The organism is Cyanobacteria bacterium FACHB-DQ100, assembly GCA_014695195.1.
Classification (GTDB): domain Bacteria; phylum Cyanobacteriota; class Cyanobacteriia; order Leptolyngbyales; family Leptolyngbyaceae; genus Leptolyngbya.
The window spans coordinates 165583-189789 of sequence record JACJNW010000011.1 but is presented as its reverse complement, the minus strand read 5'-3'; the positions used below and the strand labels follow the sequence as shown (position 1 = coordinate 189789).

Below are 24207 nucleotides of genomic sequence, written 5' to 3'. Positions count from 1 at the left end.
TATGGGCTTTTATCGTAGCTGATCGTTATAACGAAAACGATGAATATCTCGATAGCCGTTCGATCACCATTGACAAAGAATTAGACAGGTAATAGCTTGTGCTTGGTTGCAAAGATAAATCACTCCTCAATTCTGACATAGATATTTTGTCGTAGTTTGATAAATGGGTAGAAACGTCACCGAGGCAACTTATTGGTATGAGGGAATTTGTCCTCGATCGCACAAGCCTCTCCGCTTACCGCGCACGAAATTAATTGAAGCGATCGCGCATCAATTAATGCAAGAACTTGCCGCTGACGGGCAGTATTCACAAGAGGGTAAGATGTATGGTGTTTTGCTCACCGAAACCGCTGAAGGAGAACAGCAGACTTTAAAGGCATTTTCGGGGTTGTTGAATGGACAAAGTGTTGTCGATAGCTGGGTTCCACCGATTTCGGGGCGCGATCGTATTCTGCATCAAGAATCAATTACATTAACACTATTGGAATCGCTGAAGAAACAAATTATTCAACAATACGAGATTCCTGAACGTCAACAATATCAGCAATTAATTGAAGAATACGATCGAAAACTTAAGGACTTATCTGAACAACACCGTCAGCGAAAACTAGAGCGGCAAGATAAGCGACAAAATGCTGACCATAATTCTGACCTAGATGAGCAAAGTAAGCGGGATGGAATTGAGCGACGTAATCTGAAACGCGATCGTACCGCAATCTTAAATCCCCTAAAGCAAATCATTGATCAAGCCGATGAGCAAATTCGACAACTGAAACAGCAACGCAAGCAGCTATCACAACAGCTTCAGTCTCAAATGTATGAGAGCTACCGCGTCACAAATTTTGCGGGAGAAACACGATCGCTCTCTAGTCTCCTTACCTCAATGCCGACTGGAACCGGAGAATGCTGCGCTCCAAAACTACTCCACTATGCCGCAACCCATCAGCTCAAGCCGCTAGCAATGGCAGAGTTTTGGTGGGGTGAATCTGTTGGAGATAAAATTCAGGGCGAGTTTTACGGTGCGTGTGCGGAGCGATGCCAACCTATGATGGGATTTTTACTCTCAGGATTAGAGTCGATCGACCAATCGATCAACCAATCGATCGACATCGTGTACCAAGACGACTGGCTTATGGTGGTGAATAAACCTGCTGGATTGCTTTCAGTGCGCGGACGATATGGACAGAATTGTTTACTCGATCGTTTCTCTGAGCCGTTAATCCCAGTGCATCGATTAGATCAAGACACATCTGGTTTAATCATTCTTGCTCGTGATACACAAACTTATAAACTGCTGAGTCAACAGTTTCAGCAACGCAAAATACACAAAGTTTACGAAGCAGTTTTATTGGGACAGGTAATACAAAACCAAGGCAGAATTGATTTACCGCTTTGGAGCGATCCGAACGATCGACCCAGGCAAAAAGTCGATTACCAACTTGGAAAACCTTGCACCACAAACTTCCAAGTATTAGACGTGCAAGAAACGACCCGGCTTGAATTTCACCCCATTACCGGAAGAACGCATCAATTACGAGTTCATGCCGCTGAAGGATTAGGAGCCGCGATCGTCGGCGATCGCCTTTACGGCACAACTCCATCCGATCGCCTCCACCTACACGCCCGCGACTTACAATTTACACACCCGATCTTAGGCAAAACGATCGCCCTACACGCTACAACCCCTTTCTAAAACCCCCTTCTAATGATGCAACCCGACTCAATTCAAGCCATCCTTACCGCAGTCGAAGCCCATACCCCGATCGACTCCACCGAAGCCGCCCACAAAATTGCAATTCTCGATCATTTCCGTCAGAGTAGCGCTCCTACAGACTCATTCTGCTTTGAACCCGGACATGCCACCGGAAGCGCCTGGGTAATTGCAAAAGACACGCAGCAATTTGCGCTGATTTATCACAAAACCCTCGATCATTGGTTACAACCTGGCGGACACGCAGAACCCGAAGAACCCGATCTGCTCACCGTTTCGCTCAGAGAAGCCCAGGAAGAACTTGGAATTACGCTCGATCGTGCTCAAACCTGCCTACTCGACCTCGATGTCCATCGGATTCCAGACACCAAAAAATATCCGAGCCATTTACACTTTGATTTTCGTTATCTTTGCCTCACCAATTCTCAACCCTTGCAGCCTGCTACAGATGCAGTTCGAGCAGAATGGTTTTCACTCGATCAACTCAACGCGCTCCAACTTGATCCAGGTATTGAGCGCATGATCCGCAAGTCGATGATTCAGATTTAATAAATCAAATCGGCTTCAGAAGCGATCGTCGGCGCGATCGGTAACTCAAACCAAAACAGCGTCCCAACATTCGGCATACTCCGAACCTGAAGCCTTGTACCAAGAAGTTGCAGCAACTGCTGACTGATCGACAGGCCTAATCCTGTTCCCTTACCGGATTTACGCCCTGACTCTGTTTGCGTAAACGGTTTAAACAAGGTTTGAATCTCATAATCTGCAATGCCAATTCCGGTGTCTTCTACCTCAAACCGCAGTAGAGAAGATTTCACAGGAAATACTCGCAAAGCAATGCTTCCTTCATTAGTAAACTTCAGTGCGTTCGTCAGCAAATTAATCAGCACTTGTCGTATTTTTCGCTCATCTGTTTCAATCCAATCTGGAACATCATTCGTACAGGAGATCGATAAACTTAAACACTTCTCGATCGCTTGCGACTCAAACATTTCTATTAAGCTGTACAGCAATGGTTTTAGTGCTATCTCCTCAATCTCAACCGTTTCGGCTTTTGCTTCAAGTTTGGCTAACTCCAACACTCCATTAATTAGATCCAGCAAATGTTCCACACTCTGATTAATTAAACCTAAGCGCTCTTTCTGTTTTGGAGTCAGTGCCTTGTCGTAACTCATCAACTCACTACTGCTCAAAATAATCGACAAAGGAGTCCTTAATTCATGATTCACATTCGCTAGAAACGCGGTTTTTGCACGATCGGCAGCTTCCGCCTCCTGTTTTGCCCGCATCAATTCAACATTTTGCTCTGTTAATGCTTGGGTACGCTCTTGCACTTTCTGCTCAAGTGTGCGTGCATAATCCTGTAAAGTATCGTGCGATCGCGCCAGTGACTCCCACATGAGATACCCCCGCGTTGCCACCACAATAGCGCCGAATCCTACAAGCGGGGTGACGATCGGAATCCACCATCCTCCCAAAAATAGCCCATACACCGAAAGCACTCCCGCCAGAACAATGCCGATCATGTAGGTGATCATTCGCCGCACCGATCGCAGTTGTGCCCCCAACACCGTCCCTACACCCAACCACAGCAGCAGCCAGATTGCCTCAACCCAGTCTGATACACTCCGCAAAATCGGTCTGTTGTCCAAAGCTGCACTGATCAATTGGCTGGCAAAGTCCGCATGGATTTCAACGCCTGCCGCAGTCAGCTTTGCGGCGCTAGAATAAGGCGTGAAAAAGCGATCGTTCAGGCTTTCTGCAATCGAACCCAATAGAACAATTCGGTCGCGCATTAACTGTGCAGGCACTCGATCGTTTAACACATCGGTAAAACTGACAGACGTGAACTGCCCCTGCAAATTACGAAAATTCGATAAAACTTGAAAGCCACCCGTATCTCCGCGAACATAGCCGCCTGAATTTGGCTGTAGCGGCTCCAAACGAGTTTTACCCAATTCAAACCCGTTCCCTCGCTGAACTGGCTTAACCCCTTCTCGTTTGAGATACTCTAAACCCAGCCGCGTCCCCAACGTTTCGATCGTTCGCTCCTGCTTACCCCAAATCGGATTAACCCGTAGAGATAATAAGTTCCGGCGGACTTTCCCATCGAAATCAATCACCAAATCGCTTGCGGCAATCTGCCCCCGATCTCTCAGAATTGGAGGCGGATCAACCGAGGGCAGATTTGCGCCGCTCAAAGTTTTCTCTACGCCGATGAGATTGGGAGTCGTTGCGTAGACTTGCCGCAGAGCCTTATGTCCTGGCTCGATCGGCAGATTGCGATAGATATCTATCCCAATCACACGCGGCTTTTGCTGCTTAATTTTGCTTAATACATCCGCAAGCTGCTGGTCTGGAATCGGATATCGCCCGATCTCATTAAAGTCAGATTCGTCGATCGTCACCACCACAATGCGTGAATCGGCGGCTTCAGGAGGACGGAGGCGAAACCAATAGTCGAGCGTCATGAGTTCGAGTGGCTGAAATCCGCCTGCGAGCTGGAGCGCAACCACTGCTGTTACGACAGTCATTGCGCTCAGCCCAACCCCTACCCATTGCCGCACTCGTTTCAACTGCTTCTTAACCTTGAGGTGTGGTGATTACAATCCTGTAACGACTGTAGGGCAGGGTTGATAAAGTTGTCCATTACAAAGTTGAACTGGCTACGATCGTGAACCACCCCCGGCTGTCCCGCTCGGCGTTCCTGAGCCGGGCGGTGGCTCAATCTGAGCGCAAACGGGTGAGATGAATACCAGGCTGAGGAACAACCCCATCACTATACTGAGACTACAGAAGTTACGAGAGATTTGATTGAGAGACATGGTTGTGATTAGTAGATGGACGCTGATGAATCGGAGATCTTCCACGCACTCGATCGCTGATTGAACAGCAACGAATTACAGGGAAAGACCATGAACACTGCATAACAGGACTTCAGTAGAGCGGGCTTGGGGAGTCAATTTTTAAGCACGTTGATAAGAATTTTGCTTAAGTAGAATTGCTCAACTTGACCTGTCAAAATTAGCCAGTTTGTCAACCCGCCAATTTGCTGAAGTTGACCGTCGCAATTAAAATACTACATTCATCTCGCTCTGACTCTCAGCAAACTTACGCATAATTTAAGCAAGATTTGACAAGGCTGCTTCGCTCAATTGTGCAGATTAGATGAAGTGCGTTTGCCGTTGTAAACATTAGGATTGGAAGGCAAGCCTTACTTAGATTGCAAAGGCTTCAGTCTCAAGAACGATCTGCGTATTTTTTAGGAAACGCTTTGCCATTTTAATTATGGATCACAGTCGAAGGCAGCTTTGTCAAACTGCCTTCCTGCTGTTTAAAATTTGACTTACTTAATAAGATTTACAAACTAATCTGAAGGTTTTTGAACTCTGAGCATTCAACAAGTGGTTTCAAAATCTGTAAACTCAAGAGATGAGTTAATCTACTTTTTTCTCCAGCTCGCATAGATTTACCAACCGATGAATCACAAAAAGCCCTTCTTTCAATCCGAAAGAAGGGCAAAACTCAAATGACTATTTGATACCTAACCGATCGCAATACCAACCGCAGCGCTTTCAGGTTCTGGACGAACTGCGCTCGGCTTTTTTGCAATCAGATACTTACTCATAAAGTGAACCTGCTCAGACACTCCTGTAAAGCCAGCATCAGTCAACCGCTTGGTCAGATCATCAGTCGTGTAATGGCGGTAATACGGTTCATGAAAGATTTCCGGGAAGTTTTCCATTGCGATCGACAAGTCCGGTGAGTCAGCCATCTGAATTGAGTCACAGATGATAAAAGTTCCACCCGGTTTCACCACGCGAAAGGCTTCGTTGATCACATTTTGACGAGCTGCGGGAGGCAGTTCGTGGAATAGAAATACGCTCGTCACCGCGTGGAAGTAGTTATCCAGGTAAGGCAGCTCTTCTGCATTGCCTTGCACTAATTGCGGCAGCGTTCCGGGCACTTGAGACAGTAATTGATTTGCTTTTCTCAAATAGGCAGCGGATAGATCCACGCCATACAGCGAAGCTTTCGGCAACATTCCTCGAATGTTTCTCAGAGTGCGTCCAGTCCCGCAGGCGACATCTAGAATTTTGATTTGATGTGGTAGCACATCGCTAAATGCGCTCAAGCCGTCTTTAAGGGGCGCGAGGATTCGACGGCGCATTGGATCAGCAGTTCCGTTGAACAAAAGTTCAACCTGCAAATCATACAGGTTCGCCGACTCGTCACTCAGATAACCATTGGTTTGATGATGAAAATTTTGCACATAGTAGCTGGGTAATCCTTGAGTCTCGACTCCAGGATCAAAGTCTTGGTGGCGCTTTTGATTCACGCGCTGCCACATTTCCGGTAGATCCAGCCAAACGGCAGGATAGTAGCGGAAGAAATCGTCCCAGGGATTATCGAACAAGAGACTTGCAGGATAAACTCCTTTTTCGGCATCTTGCCAGTCGGTTTCAAGAATGGCATCCATGCGCTTTTGGATGGTGTGAATCAGTTCAAACGAGAGCGGTTTTGGATTCGGCTTGGTTTCGGCTGGAGCAGGCGCAACGATGTTAAGCAATTGAGTGCTAAGAGCTTTATGCGCTAAACCAAAGTAGCTTTTGCCTTGCTGAAAAGTTTGATATGCCAGCTTGGTGAGTGTATCGGGCATGGTGATATTAAGCAGCAATCTACGACTATGAATAAGTGTAACGAATTCTAATCGGTGAGAATCGTCTTTGAGCGAACGATTTTGCATGAAAAAAGCGATCAAGCCACTTAGCTCGATCGCTTTTTTCATGCAAAATCAGAACGCTTTAGCAGTCGTAGTAGAGCATGAACTCATACGGATGCGGACGAATGCTCATCGGAATCACTTCGCGATCGAGCTTGTAGCTGATCCAGCTTTCGATGAAGTCTTCGGTAAAGACTCCACTTGTGGTCAAATACTCGTGATCGGTCTCCAAACTCTTCAGCGCTTCAGCAAGCGATCCTGGAGTTGAGGGCACTTTTGCCAATTCTTCGGGGCTGAGTTCGTAGATATCTACATCCAGCGGTGAACCCGGATCGATTTGGTTCTTGATGCCGTCGATACCCGCACAGAGCATTGCCGCAAATGCCAGGTAGGGATTCGAGGTCGCATCCGGGCAGCGGAACTCTAGGCGTTTTGCTTTCGGGTTGGTGCCAGAGAGCGGAATCCGTACCGATGCGGAGCGGTTGCCTTGCGAGTATGCCAAGTTCACCGGAGCTTCAAAGCCAGGAACCAAGCGCTTGTAGGAGTTCGTGGTCGGGTTGGTGAATGCCAACAGCGACGGCGCGTGCTTGAGGATACCCCCGATGTACCACAGTGCAGTTTGGCTCAACCCTGCGTAGCCATCGCCTGCAAAAGTCGGTTGACCGTTGTTCCAGATCGACTGGTGACAGTGCATTCCCGAACCGTTATCGCCAAATACAGGCTTCGGCATGAAGGTGACAGACTTGCCGTATTTGCGAGCGACATTCTTGATCACATACTTGTAGGTCATCAGCCAGTCTGCGGCTTGAATCAGTGTTCCGAAACGGAAGCCGAGTTCGCACTGTCCGCCCGTTGCCACTTCATGGTGATGCTTTTCGATCGGCACGCCGCACTTCGCCATCGTCAACAGCATTTCCGATCGCATATCTTGCGAAGTATCGGTCGGAGCCACGGGGAAGTAGCCTTCTTTGTTGCGGGGCTTATATCCTAAGTTTCCGCCGGGTTCTTGGCGACCAGAGTTCCAAATCCCTTCAGCGCTATCGACGTGATAGTAGCCTTCGTGCTGGTTTTGGTCGTAGCGAACATCGTCGAAAATGAAGAATTCTGCTTCAGGACCAAAGAAAGCGGTGTCACCCAGTCCGGTCGATTGCAGATAATCGATCGCTTTTTGGGCAATCGATCGCGGGTCGCGGCTGTAGGGCTGTCCGGTACGCGGCTCTTGAATCGAGCAAATCATGCTCAGCGTTTTGTGTTCCATAAACGGATCGATCCATGCCGTATCCGGATCAGGAACCATCGACATATCTGACTCGTTGATCGATTTCCAACCCCGAATACTCGATCCATCAAACGGAACGCCGTCGGTGAAGCTGCTTTCGTCAATTTGGCTTCTGTGCAGGGTGAGGTGTTGCCAAATCCCTGGCGTATCGATGAATTTGAGATCAATCAACTCAATGTTCTCGTCATTGATCTTCGCCAAGATCTCTTGTGGGGTTGCCATGAAATACTCCTAGTAAATCGCGTAACTTGCTCTACGCTGAGCATTGAATCGGATCAGGAATCGACATTTAGAGGGATGCCGTCCGCTCACCGCAATCTGTCCTGAATCATGGTAGGAACAGGTTTAACGCAGTTTTGTATCATAAGATACAAAATCATTTACGTTCTACAGAATTAAGTATTGATTAAGGCTCAAAGCGCACGGCTAGTAGGAATTCTGGCTTGGCGATCGCTTCTACAAGAATTAAAAATTGTAACAATCATCTCATCTGGCGACAAGCTCCAAGGTACGGTTCAACATGGAGGCTCAAGCCTGCGTGGTAAACTGAGCTTACATCTTTTACGAATCCCCGAAGCTTGCTGTAAAGCGGGGAAATTCGGCAAAACTCAAATTGAGCCAATTTTTGGGAGAAGACTTTCATGCGGGACGCAGTGACAAGCCTGATTAGAAACTACGACATTACAGGGCGTTATTTGGATCGCAATGCGATCGACAGCCTGAAAACTTATTTTGATACCGGAATGGCTCGCGTTCAAGCGGCTGCGACGATTAATGCAGATGCCGCAGAAATTGTGCGCCAAGCTGGCTCGCAGTTGTTTGAAGAAAATCCAGAACTGATTCGTCCGGGCGGAAACGCTTACACGACTCGTCGCTATGCCGCTTGCCTGCGCGATATGGACTACTACTTGCGCTATGCCACTTATGCGCTGGTTGCAGGCGACACGGATGTTTTAGATGAGCGGGTTTTAGAAGGATTGCGCGAGACCTACAACTCGTTAGGCGTTCCTTGTGGCCCGACCGTGCGCGGTATTCAAATCATGAAGGACATTGTGAAATCGAAAGCTGCCGCAGCCGGTATTGCAGATACTCGCTTCCTGGATCAACCCTTTGACTATATGGCGCGGGAATTGGGCGAAAAGGATCTGTAAGACTTCTATTTTTGTCAATGGGCAGAGTGTTGTTCTCTGCCCGTTTTTTATGGACAAATTGAGGCTTCAGGCTCTTCTATACAAACCTCAGCCTTGCACAATGTCACGGTTTGTCGCTCTCTGCAGTCTAATCCTGCCACAATCGCCGCCCAGGGTTGCCATTTAAGCGATCGTGCGTCTCCCGTAATAATTTCGGAATGTCTAACTCTTCCGGACATCTCGGTAAACAATCGCCGCAATCCGTACAGCGATTTGCTTTGTTTCCCGGAAACCAGTGCCCCGCATTCTCAAACATTCGATAGCGGTACTCACCAAAACCGGTCATATCATAGGCTGTTGCTAGATTTCGCAAGCGCAGCACTTCAGGAATATGGATCGATTCGGGACAAGGTAAACACTGATAACACTGGCTGCACTGATTGGGGTCGATCGCTGTTCTCGCTTGCAGGCGATCGATTGCTTCCTCGATGCTCAAATCTTTCTCTAAGTCCGGCAAATCTAATTCTTCAGGCTTCGCGGCTCCTACACTCAGAGTGGTAATTCGAGAATCGCTCAATAAAAATCGATAATTCAACTCAAGCGGTGAGAATGGCGCACAGAGATCGATTAATGTTTGTGGCGGCGTGTGTAGCATTCCAGCTTTATCCGCAGGCGAAATAATGAAAACGCCCATATCTTTCTGATGAGCAAGCTCGATCGCAGGAGCATTTCGCTGAAAGAAAAACGAATAATGCAAATTGACGAACTCAAATAAACTGGTTTCGATCGTTGCCAAAATCAAATCGAGCGAGCCATGGGTCGAAAAGCCAATATGCCGCACTCGCCCATCTGCGATCGCCGCTTGAATCGCTTTCATGCAGCCCGCCTCAGCTTTAACCCAGTCGAGATGTTCCCAGGTATTTAAGCCGTGAATCGCAATGCTATCGATCGAACTGACCTGAAGCCGATCTAGAGATTCATCGATCAGGCGATCTGTTTGTGCGGCATCTAAACTGGGTGGAAGCTTTGTCGTTAGAAAAAGAGAGTCACGCGAGACAGCCTGCAACGCCATTCCCAAAAATTCCTCGCTTTTGCCGTATCCCCGCGCCGTCTCAATGTGATTAATCCCAAACTCGATCGCTCGTTGAACCGTTTGTTCCATCACCTGGGGAGACGACAAACAGCGCATCGTCCCCAGCGAAAACATCGAATAAAACAAATTCGTCTGACCGAAGCGGCGATACTGCATGAGCGGAATGTTTACTGGGCTTCCCCACTGCTAAACCGTCCGCGCTGGATCAGTTCATCCGGGCTAAGATTTGACAAAAACTCCCGGAAGGCGCGTCGTTCTGCTTCGTCTGCATCGCGATCGACTGGAATCGACGCATCCGCCACGACTTCTTCCATCACCCAGATGGGGCTATTCGTGCGGAGAGCAATTGCGATCGCATCACTCGGACGCGAATCAACCTCGCGCCGTGCTTCTCCCTGCGCCACAATTAGCACCGCATAAAAGGTATTATCCTGTAGGGAATGGATAATTACTTTTTCCACGGTCATTTGCCAAGCTTCCAGGAAGTTCACGATCAGATCGTGGGTCAGGGGTCGCGGCGGGACTTGACCTTCGAGAACGCTAATAATTGCCTTAGCCTGATCTTGACCGATGTAAATTGGAAGCGCTCGTCGATCGGTTGCGTCTTTGAGCAATACGATCGGGCTTCGAGTCTGCGCGTCTAACGCAATGCCCGCAACCTTCATTTCAATCATGGTGTAGCCTCTAGAACTCCGGAAGCACAGTATAGGGTGGAGAAGTGAACAGACAAAATAAACAAACATTAGGTCAAGAAACGTACCCGATCGCATCCGGGAGCGGAATAAGGGTCGAGCAATGCCGTTTTACAATGCCCTAGTCTTTGAACTTGATCCTAAATCATCCACTTCAAAATTTGACAAAATAAAGAAGACTTCCCAATTTCATCAATTTTTCTGAGGCGGAAATCAAATCAGCACGAAACTGTATTGTGATTTTAGACTGTAACCTGTCTAAAGGAGCAGATTTCAACAATTCCGCAATCCTAGTCACAGAAGCAAAATCACACACGGGGACGATCGCTCCCGAACTATTATTGTTTTGCAAGAAGGATAGTATTTGTGTTTACAGGACTGATTCAAACGGTGGGACATTTGGCGATCTTGAGTCCTGAACAGGTCAGGATCTCAGGTGCGCGAGTCGGCATGATTTTGCAGGATTTAGCGATCGGCGATAGTGTCGCGGTGGATGGCGTGTGTTTAACCGTGGCTGAGATTTTGAGCGATGGATTTGTGGCGGATGTGTCGCCGGAGACGGTGAGCCGCACCACATTGGAACGATCGGCAGGGGGGGCAAAAGTGGTAAATTTAGAGACCTCGCTGCGGGTTGGAAGCAAGGTAGGTGGGCATTTTGTTACCGGTCATGTGGATGGTATTGGCGCGTTTGAATCGGCGGTTCCAACTGCAACTTCCTGGGAAGTTCGGTTTAAGACGGAAAGCAAACAGGTCGCACGATACATTCTTCCGAAAGGAAGCATTTCGGTGAATGGCATTAGTCTCACCGTGGCAAACTGTGCGGCGGATGGCTCATGGTTTACGGTAGCGGTGATTCCTCATACTTATGCTGAAACGAATTTGTCTGAGCTAAAACCCGGAGATTGGGTGAATTTAGAAGGCGATATTCTCGGTAAGTATGTGGAGAAATTTCTGCGCGGGGGTCGATCGGAGACAGAAGTGCCTGATCGAATTTCGGTGGAATTTTTGGCAGAACACGGATATCTTTAATTTTGATTGTCTGACGGTTTGTACTGGTCAAGAAATGCCTGCCAAGTTAAATTCGGTTGCCAAATTTTGTTTAGATCGGCCTTGGCTTGCTCCTCGCTGATATTTTCGTGCGATCGACGATATAAATAGACAAACGCTGACACTCGCATATTCATTGCACAATGCACAAAGATCGATTGATTAGAGTGCGTTTGCATGAGATTCGAGAACTGATTGAAATCGTTGATCGTCGGGTTTTCCCAAATTACCGGAACGTGGAAATACTGCATTCCCAGCGATTCCACAATTTCCCGCTCGTTCTGAATTGCGCCGTCCGAAGTCGGAAGCGCAAGGTTGATTACCACGTTGTAGCCTGCGTTTTTAATTGCGGCGAATTGCTCGATCGTCGGCTGTCCTGCGGTCGCGAGTCGATCGTTGATTTGCACAAAATTTAGAATGGATTCCATTCTAGAATCGCTCCTTCTGTTGACGCAGCGCGGCGAAAGTTTCGATCGCATCCCGACGACCAATCTCCCTTTGAATCTCAGGCGTATCCCAGCGTAGAAATGGGTTTGTACGTTTCTCCAGTCCGAGATGTGTTGGAATTGTAGCTTCATTTCGACTTCGAGCCACTTGCACCTGAGCAAATCTTGCTTGTAAATCGGAATTTTGCCGATCGACCGTCACCGCAAATTTCAAATTGCTCAATGTGTATTCATGAGCGCACCAAACCCGTGTATTGTCAGGCAACGATCGGATCTGGCTCAGCGAATCCACCATTTGCGCCGGAGTTCCTTCAAACAATCGCCCACAACCCGCACTAAATAACGTATCTCCGCAAAATAATTCTCCTGGTTCATCTGCGATTGGGGGAAAATAGTAAGCAATATGTCCACGTGTATGTCCGGGAACAAATAACACTTCACCTGTCCGATCGCCAAACTTGACCCGATCGCCTGCGTTTAATTCCACTTGCTGTCCGGGAATGCGTCCGCGATCGTGAACTCCTGCATAAACGATCGCATCAGGGAAGCGATCGAGCAGTTCGCGATTGCCACCGACATGATCACCATGATGATGCGTGTTGAAAATTGCGACTAAGGTCGCGCTGAGTTCTTCTAATTTTTTTAGGACAGGGCGAGCTTCTGCTGGATCAACAACTGCCGCAATCTGACGCGCTTCATCGTACAACAGGAAAATATAGTTATCAGAGAGTGCTGAAATTCGATAAATTTGCATACGGCTAATTTATGTCTATTTTGATTCTAAAGTCGTCAATACTAAGACCTGTAGATGATTTTACTCAGGTGTCGATCGAGTCCTCATCTAGCTATTAGGCTCACTTGTGCTTGATATTTCTCTGTTGAACAATGACGATCGTATGGCGAAAGCAGTCCCAAATCGATTTAACCAACCGCCACAGCGCATCCTTGAACGGATTCTCGAACAGCGCCAGCTAAATCGTCACGAGCATTTGCATCTTACGTCTCTGCTGCTTGCAAATCATCGCCTCACTGCCGAAGAACGCCGACAAATCAATCAGATTTTTGATCAAATTCAATCGGGTCAGATCAAGCTTGTAGATGAAGGGAAGCCGCTTTTATGAATGTGATTCAAGCGAGCGCTTGGTTTCCGCCAGATTCGCTTGGCGGCGTTGAGGTGTATCTCAATGGCTTAGTCGAGGACTTGAGCGCGATCGGCTTGAATTGCAAAGTGACAGCCTCAAGAGCGCAGGATCAACCGACGATCGAGCATTACAACGCGATCGAGGTCTACCGCTATCCAAGTCAGGATCTCGATGCGTTTCGCGCTTGGCTTGTTGAAAATAAAAGCGAAATCTATCATCAGCACACCTTGCGATCAGGCTGCGGTCTGCCTCATTTGCAGATCGCAAAAGAATTGGGAATGAAAACGATCGCCACGATTCATATGCCCGATGTTTCCTGCTTGCGAGGAACGATGATGCAAGGGGGACATTCTGCCTGTAATGGAAAAATTGATCTTGCTCGGTGTAGTGCTTGTTTAGGGGTATCTAAGCGAGTTCCAACTTGGGCAGCTAAAACATTAAGTCATCTCCCCAGTTCGCTCACGCTTTCCCTTCGAGATCGCTTGCGTCACTCCTCTGAAGTGCGATTGCGGCAACTGGGAACCACGATCGCGACTCCTGCCCAAGTGCATCAGCATCAGCGACAGTTTGATCAATTGGTGGAATCGAGCGATCGGATTGTCGTCGTTTGCCAGTGGCTTTATGATGCGTTTGTGCTGAATGGCGTGCCGGAATCGAAGCTAGTTCTGAGCCGTCATGGGGTTTTAGTTGAAAGGAAACCGACAGAACGATCGATCCATTCTCCAATTCGGATTGGCTTTCTCGGTCGTTGGCAAGAAACGAAAGGAGTTCAAATGCTTGCCCAAGCACTTCAACTAGTCCCGAGTACAGCCGTCGAACTGGTGATCTATGCAACTCACGCCGACCAGCATGGTGCAGCAAATCGCGAGAAAGTTTTAGCGATCGCTCAATCAGATTCGCGCATTCAAATTAAGCCGCCGTTAGCACGATCGGAAATCATGGACGCAATTGCAGGGTTTGATCTGCTCGCAGTTCCTTCACAATGGTTAGAAACAGGCCCGCTCGTCGTACTGGAATCGTTTGCCGTAGGAACTCCTGTGATCGGCTCAGATTTGGGTGGAATTGCAGAACTGGTCACGCAGGGGAGAGATGGCTGGTTAGTTCCGGCAAAAGATGTTAAGGCTTGGGCAAATGCGATCGCTTATCTTTCTGAAAATCCGGGAACGATCGCTCAACTGAGACAAGGTATTCAGCCCGTAAAAACACGGCAAGCGGTCGCCGCCGAGATGTTAAAGCTTTATCAAAACTTAAAGCGGGAATACTAAAGCGGGAATACTCAGGGCATTGGGGAATTGCATCTGTTGAATACGCCTCCGTTCCCCATTTTTTCCTGTATGAAAGTTTCTATTCTCACGCCTAACTTTTCTAAAGGTGGAGTCGATCGCGCCTATCTTCTCGCCCAAGTTCTCAAAAAGCTAAATCACGAAGTCGAAATCCTCGGATTTCTATTTGGTGAAAAAATCTATCCAGAACCACCCGCAGATTTGCCAATCGTCTGTTTACCAGGCTGTAACTATCCGCAGTTTTTTAGTTCTGTGGGTCAATTGCTCGATCGTATAGATGGTGATTTGATTTATGCCGTGAAGCCGAAGCCTTCAAGCTTTGGAGTTGGACTTTTAAAGAAGTTAAAATCGCGTGTTCCTGTGTTTCTCGATGTGGATGACTGGGAATTGAGTTGGACAGGCGGTGATCAAACGCGCTATCGACCGAACCTAAAGCAATTTGGGCGAGATATTTTGAAATCGAATGGAGCGCTACGATCGCCCGATCATTTCCTTTACCTGCAATGGATGGAACGGCTGATCGGATACGCGGATGCGATTACGATCGACACGAACTTTCTGCAAAAGCGGTTTGGTGGAACCTATCTTCCCAACGGCAAGGATACAGATATGTTTGATCCAAGCCGATTTGATCCCGTGGAAAGTCGGCGCAAATATGGCTTATCCCAGTACCGGGTGCTGATGTTCCCGGGGGCATCGCGTCCGCATAAAGGATTAGAAGAGGTTTTGATCGCACTCGATCGCTTAAACCAGCCGGATCTTAGACTGGTGATCGTCGGTGGAAGCCCCTATGATGACTACGATCGACAGTTAATCGATCGATGGGGACAATGGGTGGTCAAGCTGCCACCTGCTCCATTTTGGCAGATGCCGGAGATTGTGGCGGCGGCTCATGTGGTCGTGGTTCCTCAGCGCGATACGGTCACGGCTCAAGCGCAATTTCCGATCAAGCTCACCGAAGGGATGTCGATGGCAAAGCCGGTCTTGGCAACTCGTGTAGGAGATATTCCAGAGATTTTGGGGAATTTAGGCTATCTTGTTGAGCCAGAATCTCCGGATCAGTTAGCGAGTGCGATCGCCGAAATCTTTCAGGATTGGCAGGAAGCAGAAAAACGAGGTCAAGCGCTGCGAGCGCGCTGTGTCGCGCAGTATAGCGTTGATGCGATGGCTCCAATTCTGGCGGATGTTCTGCAAAGCGTGAGTTAAGTGCAGGCATCGGGATAACTAGAAGCAGTTTCTTGCCAAAACTTCAGATTGTTATCCTCTGCCCCGTATGTCCCCAAATCGATTGCTGCTTCAATTTGCCCTCCGTCGTCCGCTCTGGATTGGCTTGACGATCGTGCTTGGATTTTCCGGTGCGTTGTTTAACGGCGTGAGTACGATGCTGATTATCCCGGTTGTGCTGGGGTTATTAGGCGAGGAGGTGAACCTTAAAGGTGCGCCACCGATTTTGCAGAAGGTCTTTTCGAGCATGGCTGCATCAGGCGGAGAGTCGCAGTTTTTGTCGATGTTGGGATTGATTCTGCTGGCGATTTTGCTCAAGAATGTGACGAGCTATGTCAGCACCTTGTCTTCGGGGCATTTATCACGATCGCTAGTCAGTGACATTCGCAAGGAAGGCTTGCGGTTATTGCTCGATGTTGATTTTGATTTCTATATCAAAACCAAAGTTGGAGACTTGATCAATCGGCTAGGGGGTGAGATTGGTTCGACTGCAACAGCGATTCGGACAGCAGTTCAAATGCTGTCTATGGTGATTACTATTTTTGTGTTTCTGATTATTCTTGTATCGATTTCCTGGCAGTTAACTGTAATCTCTACTGTTCTATTAGCAGCAGTCTCTCTTTCCAATAGCTTTTTTGTGAAACGTGCTAAACGATTTGGTCAACAGTTATCTGATCAGTCGCGAGATTATTCGATCGCAGTGTTAGAAATGCTATCGGGAATTCGATTGGTGAAAGCAACCGGAAGCGAATCATACGAGTATCAAAAAATTGAACGATTGATTGATTATCGTGAAAAAGCTGATTTCAGTTCTCAAGCTAATTCTGCGCTAATTCCACCTCTCAACGAGATGGCAGGATTAACCGTTGTGATTGCGATTTTATTGCTAGGACGAATCTTTTTTAGAGGCGAACTAGAATCGCTTTCTGCGGTGTTGTTGACATACCTGCTGGTGTTGTTTCGGATGTTGCCGTTTGTGGGGCAACTGAATAATGCACGTAGTTCATTTGCGAATCTGGCTCCGAGTGTTTCTGTGGTGAATGACTTCTTGCGGCGCGAAGGTAAGCCATTCATGTCTAAAGGGCACATTCCTTATACGGGAATGACTGCGGGAATTCGGTTTGAGCAATTAGCATTCACTTATCCGGGGCACGATCGACAAGTGCTCAATCAAGTTGATCTCTGGCTACCTAAAGGAACGACTTTAGCGCTCGTCGGATCATCGGGGGCGGGAAAATCAACCTTAGCGGATTTGCTGCCGCGATTTTATGATCCAACCGCTGGACGGATTCTGATTGACGATCGCGACCTCAAAGACTTCGAGATCCGTTCTCTTCGTCAAGCAATGGGCATTGTCAGTCAAGATACTTTCTTGTTTAACGATTCCGTTCGGAACAATCTTGCTTATGCTCGCAAAGATGCTACAGATGAGCAAATTATTGAAGCGGCAAAACGTGCCAATGCTTATGAGTTCATTATCAAATTACCCCAAGGGTTCGATACATTGATTGGTGATCGCGGCGTAATGCTTTCAGGCGGACAAAGACAACGATTGGCGATCGCAAGAGCATTGTTACGTGATCCAGAAATTCTCATTCTGGATGAAGCAACTTCTGCACTCGATACAGTCTCGGAGCGGTTGGTACAGAGCGCGATCGATGAATTGAGCCGCGATCGTACAACCCTGGTGATTGCTCACCGACTCTCGACCGTGCAGAAAGCGGATCAGATTGCAGTGTTAGATAAAGGGCGCGTCGTAGAAGTGGGAACCCATGCGGAACTGTTAAAGCAGGGTGGATTGTATGCCCAACTTCATGCAATGCAGTTTTCAGAAGAAGCTCAGACTGTTTAGGAACAAGGCGATGAAAAAGCAAGTAGTTGGAATGGTGAGTAGTTATGTCGGGTTGAAGCCTAGCCCGATCGATTGGTTATGGCAACAGTCGCCTTACCCGTTTGGACATTGGGGCAACATTCAGCTTGAAGCCTCTGCTGCAAATCCAGATTTTTTGTTGTTGTATCAGTTCGATTTTCCTCGTTCTAAACCACCAAAAACATTAATATCAAAGGTTCGCGCTCAATTACGTCCAGCTCCGTTACCGGATGTGACTCCACAGTTTCGAGGTGTTCCGAAAGAGCGAATGATTTATCTATTGCGAGAACCCCCGCTCGATGAGATTTTACATATTGCTAAAGCAAACTACGAGAAAGCACAACAATACTGTGCTTATGTGTCTGGCCCTGATGACTATGCACCTGTTCCCGACTATATGCCTGCGATTTGGTACTTAGGCAATTCGTTTCGGGAGCTAAATGAAATGCCGCCGCCTGAGAAGGTTCGCAAGTGTAGCTGGATTACGTCTGGCATTAGTCGGAGTGAGAATCATCTGAAGCGGTTAGCATTTCTCAAACTGTTGCAGCAGAACGGACTGGAGTTTGACTTATATGGGCGAGATCTACCGGATTGGGCAGTTACAACGGGTCGAATTAATGGGAAATGGTACGGTATGGCTCCTTACTACTACAACTTAGCGATCGAGAACTATGCCGAGAATGATTGGTATGTGACTGAGAAGCTCTGGGATGCTCTGCTCGCGTGGTGCTTACCCATTTACTACGGTGGATCTGCCGCAGATAAATTACTTCCTCCGGGGAGCTTTTTGCGGTTGCCGAGTATGGATGAAAAAGGCTGGAAATACATTGAGGAAGTGACTGCGACTCCGGATGCTTGGTATGAAGCAAAAGACGCGATCGCGGAAGCTCGGCAAATCATTCTGCACAAACTTAATCTAATGAATTGGCTTTCTGAATACGTTGAGCGGGTTTCTTAGTTATGGATGGCATTTGTACTCTGGCAAACGATCGTGTGTTCGATCAGTTAGTCGCTTTGCTTAATAGCATTGAAGCCAATATTAGCTGCGATATTCCCGTTTGCATTTATCCATTTGATGATCACCTTGATCGAATTCGGGCTGAAATTCGTAATCGTCCGAATGTGATGCTTTACGATGACCAAGATTCGATCGACCGTTGGGATCAGTTTATGCAACGGATTGCACCGGAGCGATTGGATCAGAAGATGCGACTGTATGGGGCACATCGGCGGTTTTGTGCGTTTGATGCACCGTTCGATCGCTTTATTTACATGGATGCAGATACATTGGCGATGAGTTCAATGGATCACATCTTTGAACAATTGAATGATCATGATTGGGTCGTTTACGACTTTCAATTTCTTGATCCCACTAAGATCTACAACATTGATTCTCCAAAGCTGTACGAGGTATTCCCGAAAGAGCGAGTTGATAAAGAAATCTTTTGCTCAGGCTTCTTTGCTGCAAAACGGGGACTCTTTGACGCAGAGCAGCGAGAAACACTGATTGCTCAATTGTTAGAGGGCGATCGAGAGATTCTCTATGGTGGAGCAGGTGAACAACCTGTGATCAATTACATGGTGATGAAATCGGGCATCAAAAGCTGTAATTTAGCGCATCTATTGCCGTTTGGAAAATCGACGGGTTGTTCAATCACCTCAAAGCATTTTGAGGACAAGGAACATATTTTGTACGATCGTGGACTTCGCCTCACATACTTGCACTACATCGGGGTAAAACCACAGCGCATGGAAAAAGCTTGTCACGGTGAGAATGTTGCTTTTCCATATCGTGATTTGTTTTTGCACTATCGATTTTTGCACGAGCCAGAAAAGCGACCTGTTTTCACAGAACCTCCGATGCCAAAGGCACAGCCGAGTTTTGTTCAGAAAGTTCTACAAAAGTTGAGACGAGCATGAAACGAGGAATTTACATTGTTGCAAATGACAAAGTGATCGAAAACGCGATCGCACTGCTCAATAGTATTCGACTGTATGATCCAACTGTTCTAATCTATTTGATTCCGTTTAATGATGAGTATGAGAATGTTTTCTCAACGCTGAATCGATTGCACAATGTTCAATTGTTTCCAGATTTAGAACTACTGGAGCGGTTAACCAGCCGTGTAGGAGAGATTTTCGATCGAGACTTTCTCAAGTTACCAAACAAAATGCGAAAGCTTGCAGTCTGGTTTGGTGTGTTAGATGAATTTCTCTACATTGACACAGATATTGTGGTGTTTGAGCAGATCTCCGAAACGCTGCAACATCTATCAAAGTGTGATTTTTTCTGCTGTGACTATCACTATTCTAGTGAAGGCTTGAGAAACATCTTTTCACCTGTAGTTAAAGACAGCATCTTTATCGATGAACAGCTACAAGATGTGTTTAACAGTGGATTTTGGGGATCTCGCAAAGGAGTGATCACCGAGGATCAACTCTATGATGTGCTGAAAGATTGCGCCCAACATCGCGAATACTTTGACTTTACTCAAGGTGTCACGGATCAGCCGATTCTGAATTATTTGATTCTGAAGTGCTTTGAGAAGCGGATGAATTTAGTCAAACCACCGGAAAATGCTCCGGGAAGTTGGGCAGGATCAAAGCACTTTGAGAATCGACAGTATGTTCTGTACGATCGAGATCAAAGACTCAAATACCTCCACTGGGCAGGAATTTCAATGCGTCCGGGTGCGCCTTATTGGCGCTTGTGGGAACACTACCGATGTTTACATGAACCGAGTTCTGCATTCTGGCGGAAACTCTCGCGACTTGTGCCATTCAAAGTCTGAAGGAGCCTGAGCAATGAAAGATGGAATTTACATTCTTGCCAATGATGTCGTATTCGATCAGCTTGTTGCTTTGCTCAATAGTATTGAGGCAAATATCAGCCCTGAAATTCCAGTCTGTATCATTCCTTATAATGACCGTTTAGAAAAAGTACGATCGGAGATTGCCACTCGACCACAGGTTTCTTTATTTGAGAACACTGCATCGCTCCAGAAGTGGGAAGCATTTGCAACTCAGGTTTGGAAATCTCACGTTCGCGCTCAAAAAGTCTGGCGCGAACGGCAGCTTCCTGAGGTTTATCGCATCGAAATGCACCGTAAACTGTGCTGTTTTGATGGTGAGTTCGATCGATTTGTTTATTTTGATGCCGATACTTTAGCGTTTGGTTCAATTGATTCGGTCTTTCAGAAGTTAGACACCTATGATTGGGTATCAAATGACTATCAGTACAGTTCAGACATTAAATATATTTTTGATGCCCCAGAAACAGAACTGATGAAGGTCTTTGATGCTGAAACACTGAAAGCAGATATTTTTTGTGCAGGCTGGTTTGCTTCAAAGAAAAACGTATTTACCGATGAAATTCTACGATCGCTGCTGACTTCGCTCCAAACTGGAGAATCAAATCTGCTTGCTCTGTGGGGAACTGATCAATCGCTGATGAATTACATGGTACTGCGGAGCCAAATTGCTTACTACAATTTCGCAATCACTGGTACTGCACCAGGTTCACACTGGTCATCAAGCTTTGAGCAGCACGATCATGTGCTCTACGACAAAGGGCAGCCGCTTACATACCTCCACTATATGAGCATTCCTTCCTTTGCTTTTACTCGTTTGTGCCAGGGTGAAGATGTGTCGATTCCTTACCGGGACTTGTTTTTGCACTACCGTTATCTCAAGGCTCCTCAAGATCGACCCAAAGAATTTAAGTCGCCCGATCGCTTCACTCAGGCTCGCTCTCTAATCACGAAATTCCGCAGACAGAAAATTAGCAATCTGAATCACCGATTCCGCAAACTCAAGCTTCAACTGAACAAAATGCGCGGTTAAATCGTCATTTTCAACCGAAGCCCACGATCGGGTAAGATGAACCCTTTAGGCGTGAGGAATCGGTTTCCAATATGACCCTTAGCGTAGTGACCGGAGCGGCAGGATTTATCGGCTCTCATTTAGTCGAGGCATTGCTCGATCGTGGCGATCGGGTCATTGGAGTCGATCAGTTCAATGATTATTACGATTCTGCGCTGAAGTGGAAAAATCTTGCTCGTAGTTTAGCGCATCCCAACTTTGAGCTAATCGAAGCGGACCTCCAGAAATTAGACTGGGAGGCGCTTTTAACCGATGTAGAAGTTGTGTATCATCAAGCGGCTCAGGCGGGAGTGCGATCGAGTTGGGGCGCAGGGTTTCGCACTTACACTGAGCAAAACATCAACGCCACGCAAGTTCTCTTAGAAGCGGCAAAATCTGCGAAACGGCTCCAGCGCTTGATCTATGCTTCGAGTTCTTCGATCTATGGCAATGCGGAAACCCTTCCCACCGCCGAAACGATCAGTCCGCAGCCCGTTTCACCCTACGGCATTACTAAACTTGCAGCAGAACAACTCTGCGGACTGTATTATCAAAACTTTGGGGTTCCGACTTGCGCGCTGCGCTATTTTACGGTGTACGGTCAGCGACAACGCCCGGATATGGGGTTTCACAAGTTTCTCAAAGCGGCTCTACAGGATGAAGCGATCGTCATTTACGGCGATGGACAGCAAACGCGAGATTTTACCTTTGTTTCAGATGTGATTGCGGCAAATCTCGCAGCAGCAGAGGTTCCAGAGGCAGTCGGAGAAGTGTTTAATATCGGTGGTGGAAGTCGTGTGATGCTAACTGATGTGATTGCCACGATGGAGGCGATTATTGGTCGATCGATTCGCCAGGAAAAAATCGAGACAGCGATCGGCGATGCGCGTCATACTTCGGCTAATGTTTCTAAAGCAAAACGAATCTTGAACTATCAGCCCAAGGTCGCACTCAAAGAAGGACTCACAAATGAATGGGAATGGATTCGATCGCTTTATCAATAACGCAATATCGAAGCCAACTTCTTCTATCAAGCTCCTATATCAATCAGTCGGATAAACTCGATCGCCAGAAATCGGATCAAACAGAAACAATCGATTGAGATCCAACCGCAACGGCAAGCGATCGCCCAATCTTAAATTCAAAGCTGGCTCAGTCTGCAAATTGATCGATCGACCTTCCAGCGCCGCACGAACCAGCACTTCTCGTCCCAACGGTTCAATTACACTCACTTGAGCAACGCAGTGTGGATCTGTCGCATTCACAGAAAGATGCTCTGGACGAATTCCGAGATCGTATTGTCCGGGTGGGACATCGAGCGCGAGCGCAAACGATTGCCCCCCAATCTGAAAGCTTGACCCGGTGAATGTTGCTGAAATTAAATTCATCGGTGGACTACCAAGAAACGTAGCAACCATACGATTAACGGGCCGATCGTAAATTTCCTGAGGTGTACCAATCTGCTGAATTCTGCCGCGCTCCAATACAACAATGCGATCGGCTAAAGTCATCGCTTCAACTTGATCGTGCGTAACGTAGATCGTAGTAATGCCGACCTGTTGATGTAATTGTTTAAGCTCAGTTCGAGTCCCATCACGCAGTTGGGCATCTAGATTCGAGAGCGGCTCATCCAGCAAAAACACTTGCGGCTGACGAGCGATCGCTCTTCCCAAGGCGACTCGCTGCTGCTGCCCGCCCGATAACTGTCTCGGTTTGCGCTCTAGTAAGTGACCGATTTCTAAAATTCTTGCCACTGACTCGACTCGTTCTTGAATCGTTTTCGGCTCTGCCTGTCGCATTTTTAGCCCGAATGCAATGTTCTCAGCCACGGTCATGTGCGGGTAAAGCGCGTAATTTTGAAACACCATTGCCACATCGCGCTGGCGAGCCGGGACTTGATTCACCAGCCGATCGCCAATGTACAAATTCCCAGAAGTCGCCGTTTCTAGCCCTGCGATCGTGCGTAAGACGGTTGATTTACCACAGCCAGAGGGACCCACCAACACCCAGAACTCGCCATCAGGAATCTCAAAGCTAATATCCTCAACGGCTGCGGACTTACTAAAACGTCGAGTGATGCGATCGAGTCGAACGGTTGCCATAAACTTAGTTAAATCTTTAGAAAAACGCATCCGAAGTTAGGGAAACGAGTCTATCTTACGGTGCATCATTTTAATACCATAGTAAATTAATGTTGTTTATCAAAATCTGACTTCTAGCATTTTTGTGATTAAATCTTCTGGGTTACATTCATCACGCGTCTTGATTGTTGAGGATGAAGCAGTGACACGACTGGCCCTAACCGTGCTTCTGGAGCATCAAGGCGCGATCGTGCTGTCAGCCGGTTCGATTCAGGAGGGAATTGAAATCATTCGATTTGGGTTTGAGCCAAATTTATTAGTGAGTAACATTCGGCTACCGGACGGTAATGGAGCACGAGTTTTAGATGTCATTCGACAGCAAGAGACGCATCGAACAGTCGCGATCGCGCTGACTGGAGAGGTGATCGCGATGATTCAGCAGGATTCAGAGTCGGTAGGATTTGATGTGTATCTGCCAAAACCGTATGATTCAGAAATTTTGTTGAACACGATCGAGCAACTGATCGATACGCCCCCTAACGATCTTTAGAGGATGTTTGAGAAAAGTATAGGTAGCCCCTTCGTTTCGTTGCGCTTCCGCCCGAACTTCAGCTCAGAGCGGAGT

The 24207-nt window shown here is 47.3% G+C and carries 23 protein-coding genes; 14 read left to right on the top strand and 9 right to left on the bottom strand.

What is annotated here, in order from left to right:
* Positions 1-163 precede the first annotated feature (163 nt).
* Both H6F51_02780 and H6F51_02775 read left to right on the top strand, forming a co-directional pair.
* Positions 164-1693, top strand: a complete 1530-nt coding sequence (locus tag H6F51_02780; protein ID MBD1821440.1) for an RluA family pseudouridine synthase — start codon at positions 164-166, stop codon at positions 1691-1693.
* 12 nt (positions 1694-1705) lie between these two features.
* Entirely contained in the window at positions 1706-2260 is a 555-nt protein-coding gene (locus tag H6F51_02775) for an NUDIX hydrolase (GenBank protein ID MBD1821439.1), read from the top strand.
* Here H6F51_02775 and H6F51_02770 read toward each other — a convergent pair.
* The 4 genes from H6F51_02770 to glnA all read right to left on the bottom strand — a co-directional run bounded on the left by H6F51_02770 (position 2257) and on the right by glnA (position 7935).
* On the bottom strand, positions 2257-4245 hold the full coding sequence (locus tag H6F51_02770) for a CHASE2 domain-containing protein (protein ID MBD1821438.1): 1989 nt from the start codon (positions 4243-4245) through the stop codon (positions 2257-2259). The genes H6F51_02775 and H6F51_02770 overlap by 4 nt on opposite strands.
* A 132-nt stretch (positions 4246-4377) precedes the next feature.
* Positions 4378-4536 carry a hypothetical protein gene (locus tag H6F51_02765; GenBank protein ID MBD1821437.1) on the bottom strand — a complete coding sequence of 53 codons (159 nt, stop codon included), beginning with the start codon at positions 4534-4536 and terminating at the stop codon, positions 4378-4380.
* A 719-nt stretch (positions 4537-5255) separates the two neighbouring features.
* Positions 5256-6371 (bottom strand): class I SAM-dependent methyltransferase, encoded by a 1116-nt coding sequence (locus H6F51_02760; GenBank protein MBD1821436.1) that lies wholly within the window; start codon positions 6369-6371, stop codon positions 5256-5258.
* Positions 6372-6516: 145 nt separating this feature from the next.
* Entirely contained in the window at positions 6517-7935 is a 1419-nt protein-coding gene (gene glnA / locus H6F51_02755) for a type I glutamate--ammonia ligase (protein ID MBD1821435.1), read from the bottom strand.
* A 419-nt stretch (positions 7936-8354) separates the two neighbouring features.
* Between glnA and apcB the strand changes: the two genes are divergently transcribed.
* A complete protein-coding gene (gene apcB, locus H6F51_02750) occupies positions 8355-8864 on the top strand; it encodes an allophycocyanin subunit beta (GenBank protein ID MBD1821434.1) in 510 nt (169 codons plus the stop codon).
* Positions 8865-8991: 127 nt separating this feature from the next.
* Here the strand turns inward: apcB and H6F51_02745 are convergent, their stop codons facing one another.
* Together H6F51_02745 and H6F51_02740 are read right to left on the bottom strand one after the other, a co-directional pair.
* Positions 8992-10092 carry an aldo/keto reductase gene (locus tag H6F51_02745; protein ID MBD1821433.1) on the bottom strand — a complete coding sequence of 367 codons (1101 nt, stop codon included), beginning with the start codon at positions 10090-10092 and terminating at the stop codon, positions 8992-8994.
* Positions 10093-10103: 11 nt separating this feature from the next.
* A complete protein-coding gene (locus tag H6F51_02740) occupies positions 10104-10610 on the bottom strand; it encodes a bifunctional nuclease family protein (GenBank protein MBD1821432.1) in 507 nt (168 codons plus the stop codon).
* 384 nt (positions 10611-10994) lie between these two features.
* Here H6F51_02740 and ribE point away from each other — a divergent pair, with 384 nt between their 5' ends.
* Complete coding sequence (gene ribE, locus H6F51_02735) at positions 10995-11657, top strand: riboflavin synthase (protein MBD1821431.1); 663 nt, start codon at positions 10995-10997, stop codon at positions 11655-11657.
* On the opposite strand, the gene H6F51_02730 is transcribed toward ribE, so the two are convergent.
* Together H6F51_02730 and gloB are read right to left on the bottom strand one after the other, a co-directional pair.
* On the bottom strand, positions 11654-12103 hold the full coding sequence (locus H6F51_02730; protein ID MBD1821430.1) for a protein tyrosine phosphatase family protein: 450 nt from the start codon (positions 12101-12103) through the stop codon (positions 11654-11656). The genes ribE and H6F51_02730 overlap by 4 nt on opposite strands.
* 1 nt (position 12104) lies before the next feature.
* On the bottom strand, positions 12105-12875 hold the full coding sequence (gene gloB, locus H6F51_02725; GenBank protein ID MBD1821429.1) for a hydroxyacylglutathione hydrolase: 771 nt from the start codon (positions 12873-12875) through the stop codon (positions 12105-12107).
* A gap of 142 nt (positions 12876-13017) precedes the next feature.
* On the opposite strand from gloB, the gene H6F51_02720 reads away from it, so the two are divergent.
* The 9 genes from H6F51_02720 (at position 13018) to H6F51_02680 (ending at position 22505) form a co-directional block, all read left to right on the top strand.
* Positions 13018-13242: a hypothetical protein gene (locus tag H6F51_02720; protein ID MBD1821428.1), complete on the top strand. Its 225-nt coding sequence runs from the start codon at positions 13018-13020 to the stop codon at positions 13240-13242.
* The gene (locus H6F51_02715) at positions 13239-14528 is read left to right on the top strand and encodes a glycosyltransferase (protein ID MBD1821427.1); all 1290 of its coding nucleotides are present in this window, start codon (positions 13239-13241) and stop codon (positions 14526-14528) included. The genes H6F51_02720 and H6F51_02715 overlap by 4 nt, the downstream gene beginning before the upstream one ends.
* Positions 14529-14597: 69 nt before the next feature.
* On the top strand, positions 14598-15752 hold the full coding sequence (locus tag H6F51_02710) for a glycosyltransferase family 4 protein (GenBank protein MBD1821426.1): 1155 nt from the start codon (positions 14598-14600) through the stop codon (positions 15750-15752).
* Positions 15753-15819: 67 nt separating this feature from the next.
* Positions 15820-17622, top strand: a complete 1803-nt coding sequence (locus H6F51_02705; protein ID MBD1821425.1) for an ABC transporter ATP-binding protein — start codon at positions 15820-15822, stop codon at positions 17620-17622.
* A 10-nt stretch (positions 17623-17632) separates the two neighbouring features.
* Complete coding sequence (locus H6F51_02700; protein ID MBD1821424.1) at positions 17633-18598, top strand: glycosyltransferase; 966 nt, start codon at positions 17633-17635, stop codon at positions 18596-18598.
* 2 nt (positions 18599-18600) lie between these two features.
* On the top strand, positions 18601-19560 hold the full coding sequence (locus H6F51_02695) for a sugar transferase (protein MBD1821423.1): 960 nt from the start codon (positions 18601-18603) through the stop codon (positions 19558-19560).
* Positions 19557-20432 carry a methionine synthase gene (locus H6F51_02690; GenBank protein ID MBD1821422.1) on the top strand — a complete coding sequence of 292 codons (876 nt, stop codon included), beginning with the start codon at positions 19557-19559 and terminating at the stop codon, positions 20430-20432. Before H6F51_02695 ends, H6F51_02690 begins: the two co-directional genes overlap by 4 nt.
* Positions 20433-20445: 13 nt before the next feature.
* Positions 20446-21483 carry a sugar transferase gene (locus tag H6F51_02685; protein MBD1821421.1) on the top strand — a complete coding sequence of 346 codons (1038 nt, stop codon included), beginning with the start codon at positions 20446-20448 and terminating at the stop codon, positions 21481-21483.
* 71 nt (positions 21484-21554) lie between these two features.
* Positions 21555-22505: an NAD-dependent epimerase/dehydratase family protein gene (locus H6F51_02680; GenBank protein MBD1821420.1), complete on the top strand. Its 951-nt coding sequence runs from the start codon at positions 21555-21557 to the stop codon at positions 22503-22505.
* A gap of 39 nt (positions 22506-22544) precedes the next feature.
* Here H6F51_02680 and H6F51_02675 read toward each other — a convergent pair whose 3' ends face one another.
* On the bottom strand, positions 22545-23603 hold the full coding sequence (locus H6F51_02675; GenBank protein ID MBD1821419.1) for an ABC transporter ATP-binding protein: 1059 nt from the start codon (positions 23601-23603) through the stop codon (positions 22545-22547).
* Between the two features lie 181 nt (positions 23604-23784).
* Between H6F51_02675 and H6F51_02670 the strand changes: the two genes are divergently transcribed.
* Complete coding sequence (locus H6F51_02670) at positions 23785-24132, top strand: response regulator (protein ID MBD1821418.1); 348 nt, start codon at positions 23785-23787, stop codon at positions 24130-24132.
* Positions 24133-24207 lie beyond the last annotated feature (75 nt).

Bases quoted from the DNA above. Each gene is read 5' to 3' on its own strand.
- H6F51_02780 (MBD1821440.1), top strand. From the start codon at position 164: ATGGGTAGAAACGTCACCGAGGCAACTTATTGGTATGAGGGAATTTGT.
- H6F51_02775 (MBD1821439.1), top strand. From the start codon at position 1,706: ATGATGCAACCCGACTCAATTCAAGCCATCCTTACCGCAGTCGAAGCC.
- H6F51_02770 (MBD1821438.1), bottom strand. From the start codon at position 4,245: ATGACTGTCGTAACAGCAGTGGTTGCGCTCCAGCTCGCAGGCGGATTT.
- H6F51_02765 (MBD1821437.1), bottom strand. From the start codon at position 4,536: ATGTCTCTCAATCAAATCTCTCGTAACTTCTGTAGTCTCAGTATAGTG.
- H6F51_02760 (MBD1821436.1), bottom strand. From the start codon at position 6,371: ATGCCCGATACACTCACCAAGCTGGCATATCAAACTTTTCAGCAAGGC.
- glnA (MBD1821435.1), bottom strand. From the start codon at position 7,935: ATGGCAACCCCACAAGAGATCTTGGCGAAGATCAATGACGAGAACATT.
- apcB (MBD1821434.1), top strand. From the start codon at position 8,355: ATGCGGGACGCAGTGACAAGCCTGATTAGAAACTACGACATTACAGGG.
- H6F51_02745 (MBD1821433.1), bottom strand. From the start codon at position 10,092: ATGCAGTATCGCCGCTTCGGTCAGACGAATTTGTTTTATTCGATGTTT.
- H6F51_02740 (MBD1821432.1), bottom strand. From the start codon at position 10,610: ATGATTGAAATGAAGGTTGCGGGCATTGCGTTAGACGCGCAGACTCGA.
- H6F51_02730 (MBD1821430.1), bottom strand. From the start codon at position 12,103: ATGGAATCCATTCTAAATTTTGTGCAAATCAACGATCGACTCGCGACC.
- gloB (MBD1821429.1), bottom strand. From the start codon at position 12,875: ATGCAAATTTATCGAATTTCAGCACTCTCTGATAACTATATTTTCCTG.
- H6F51_02720 (MBD1821428.1), top strand. From the start codon at position 13,018: ATGGCGAAAGCAGTCCCAAATCGATTTAACCAACCGCCACAGCGCATC.
- H6F51_02715 (MBD1821427.1), top strand. From the start codon at position 13,239: ATGAATGTGATTCAAGCGAGCGCTTGGTTTCCGCCAGATTCGCTTGGC.
- H6F51_02710 (MBD1821426.1), top strand. From the start codon at position 14,598: ATGAAAGTTTCTATTCTCACGCCTAACTTTTCTAAAGGTGGAGTCGAT.
- H6F51_02705 (MBD1821425.1), top strand. From the start codon at position 15,820: ATGTCCCCAAATCGATTGCTGCTTCAATTTGCCCTCCGTCGTCCGCTC.
- H6F51_02700 (MBD1821424.1), top strand. From the start codon at position 17,633: ATGAAAAAGCAAGTAGTTGGAATGGTGAGTAGTTATGTCGGGTTGAAG.
- H6F51_02695 (MBD1821423.1), top strand. From the start codon at position 18,601: ATGGATGGCATTTGTACTCTGGCAAACGATCGTGTGTTCGATCAGTTA.
- H6F51_02690 (MBD1821422.1), top strand. From the start codon at position 19,557: ATGAAACGAGGAATTTACATTGTTGCAAATGACAAAGTGATCGAAAAC.
- H6F51_02685 (MBD1821421.1), top strand. From the start codon at position 20,446: ATGAAAGATGGAATTTACATTCTTGCCAATGATGTCGTATTCGATCAG.
- H6F51_02680 (MBD1821420.1), top strand. From the start codon at position 21,555: ATGACCCTTAGCGTAGTGACCGGAGCGGCAGGATTTATCGGCTCTCAT.
- H6F51_02675 (MBD1821419.1), bottom strand. From the start codon at position 23,603: ATGGCAACCGTTCGACTCGATCGCATCACTCGACGTTTTAGTAAGTCC.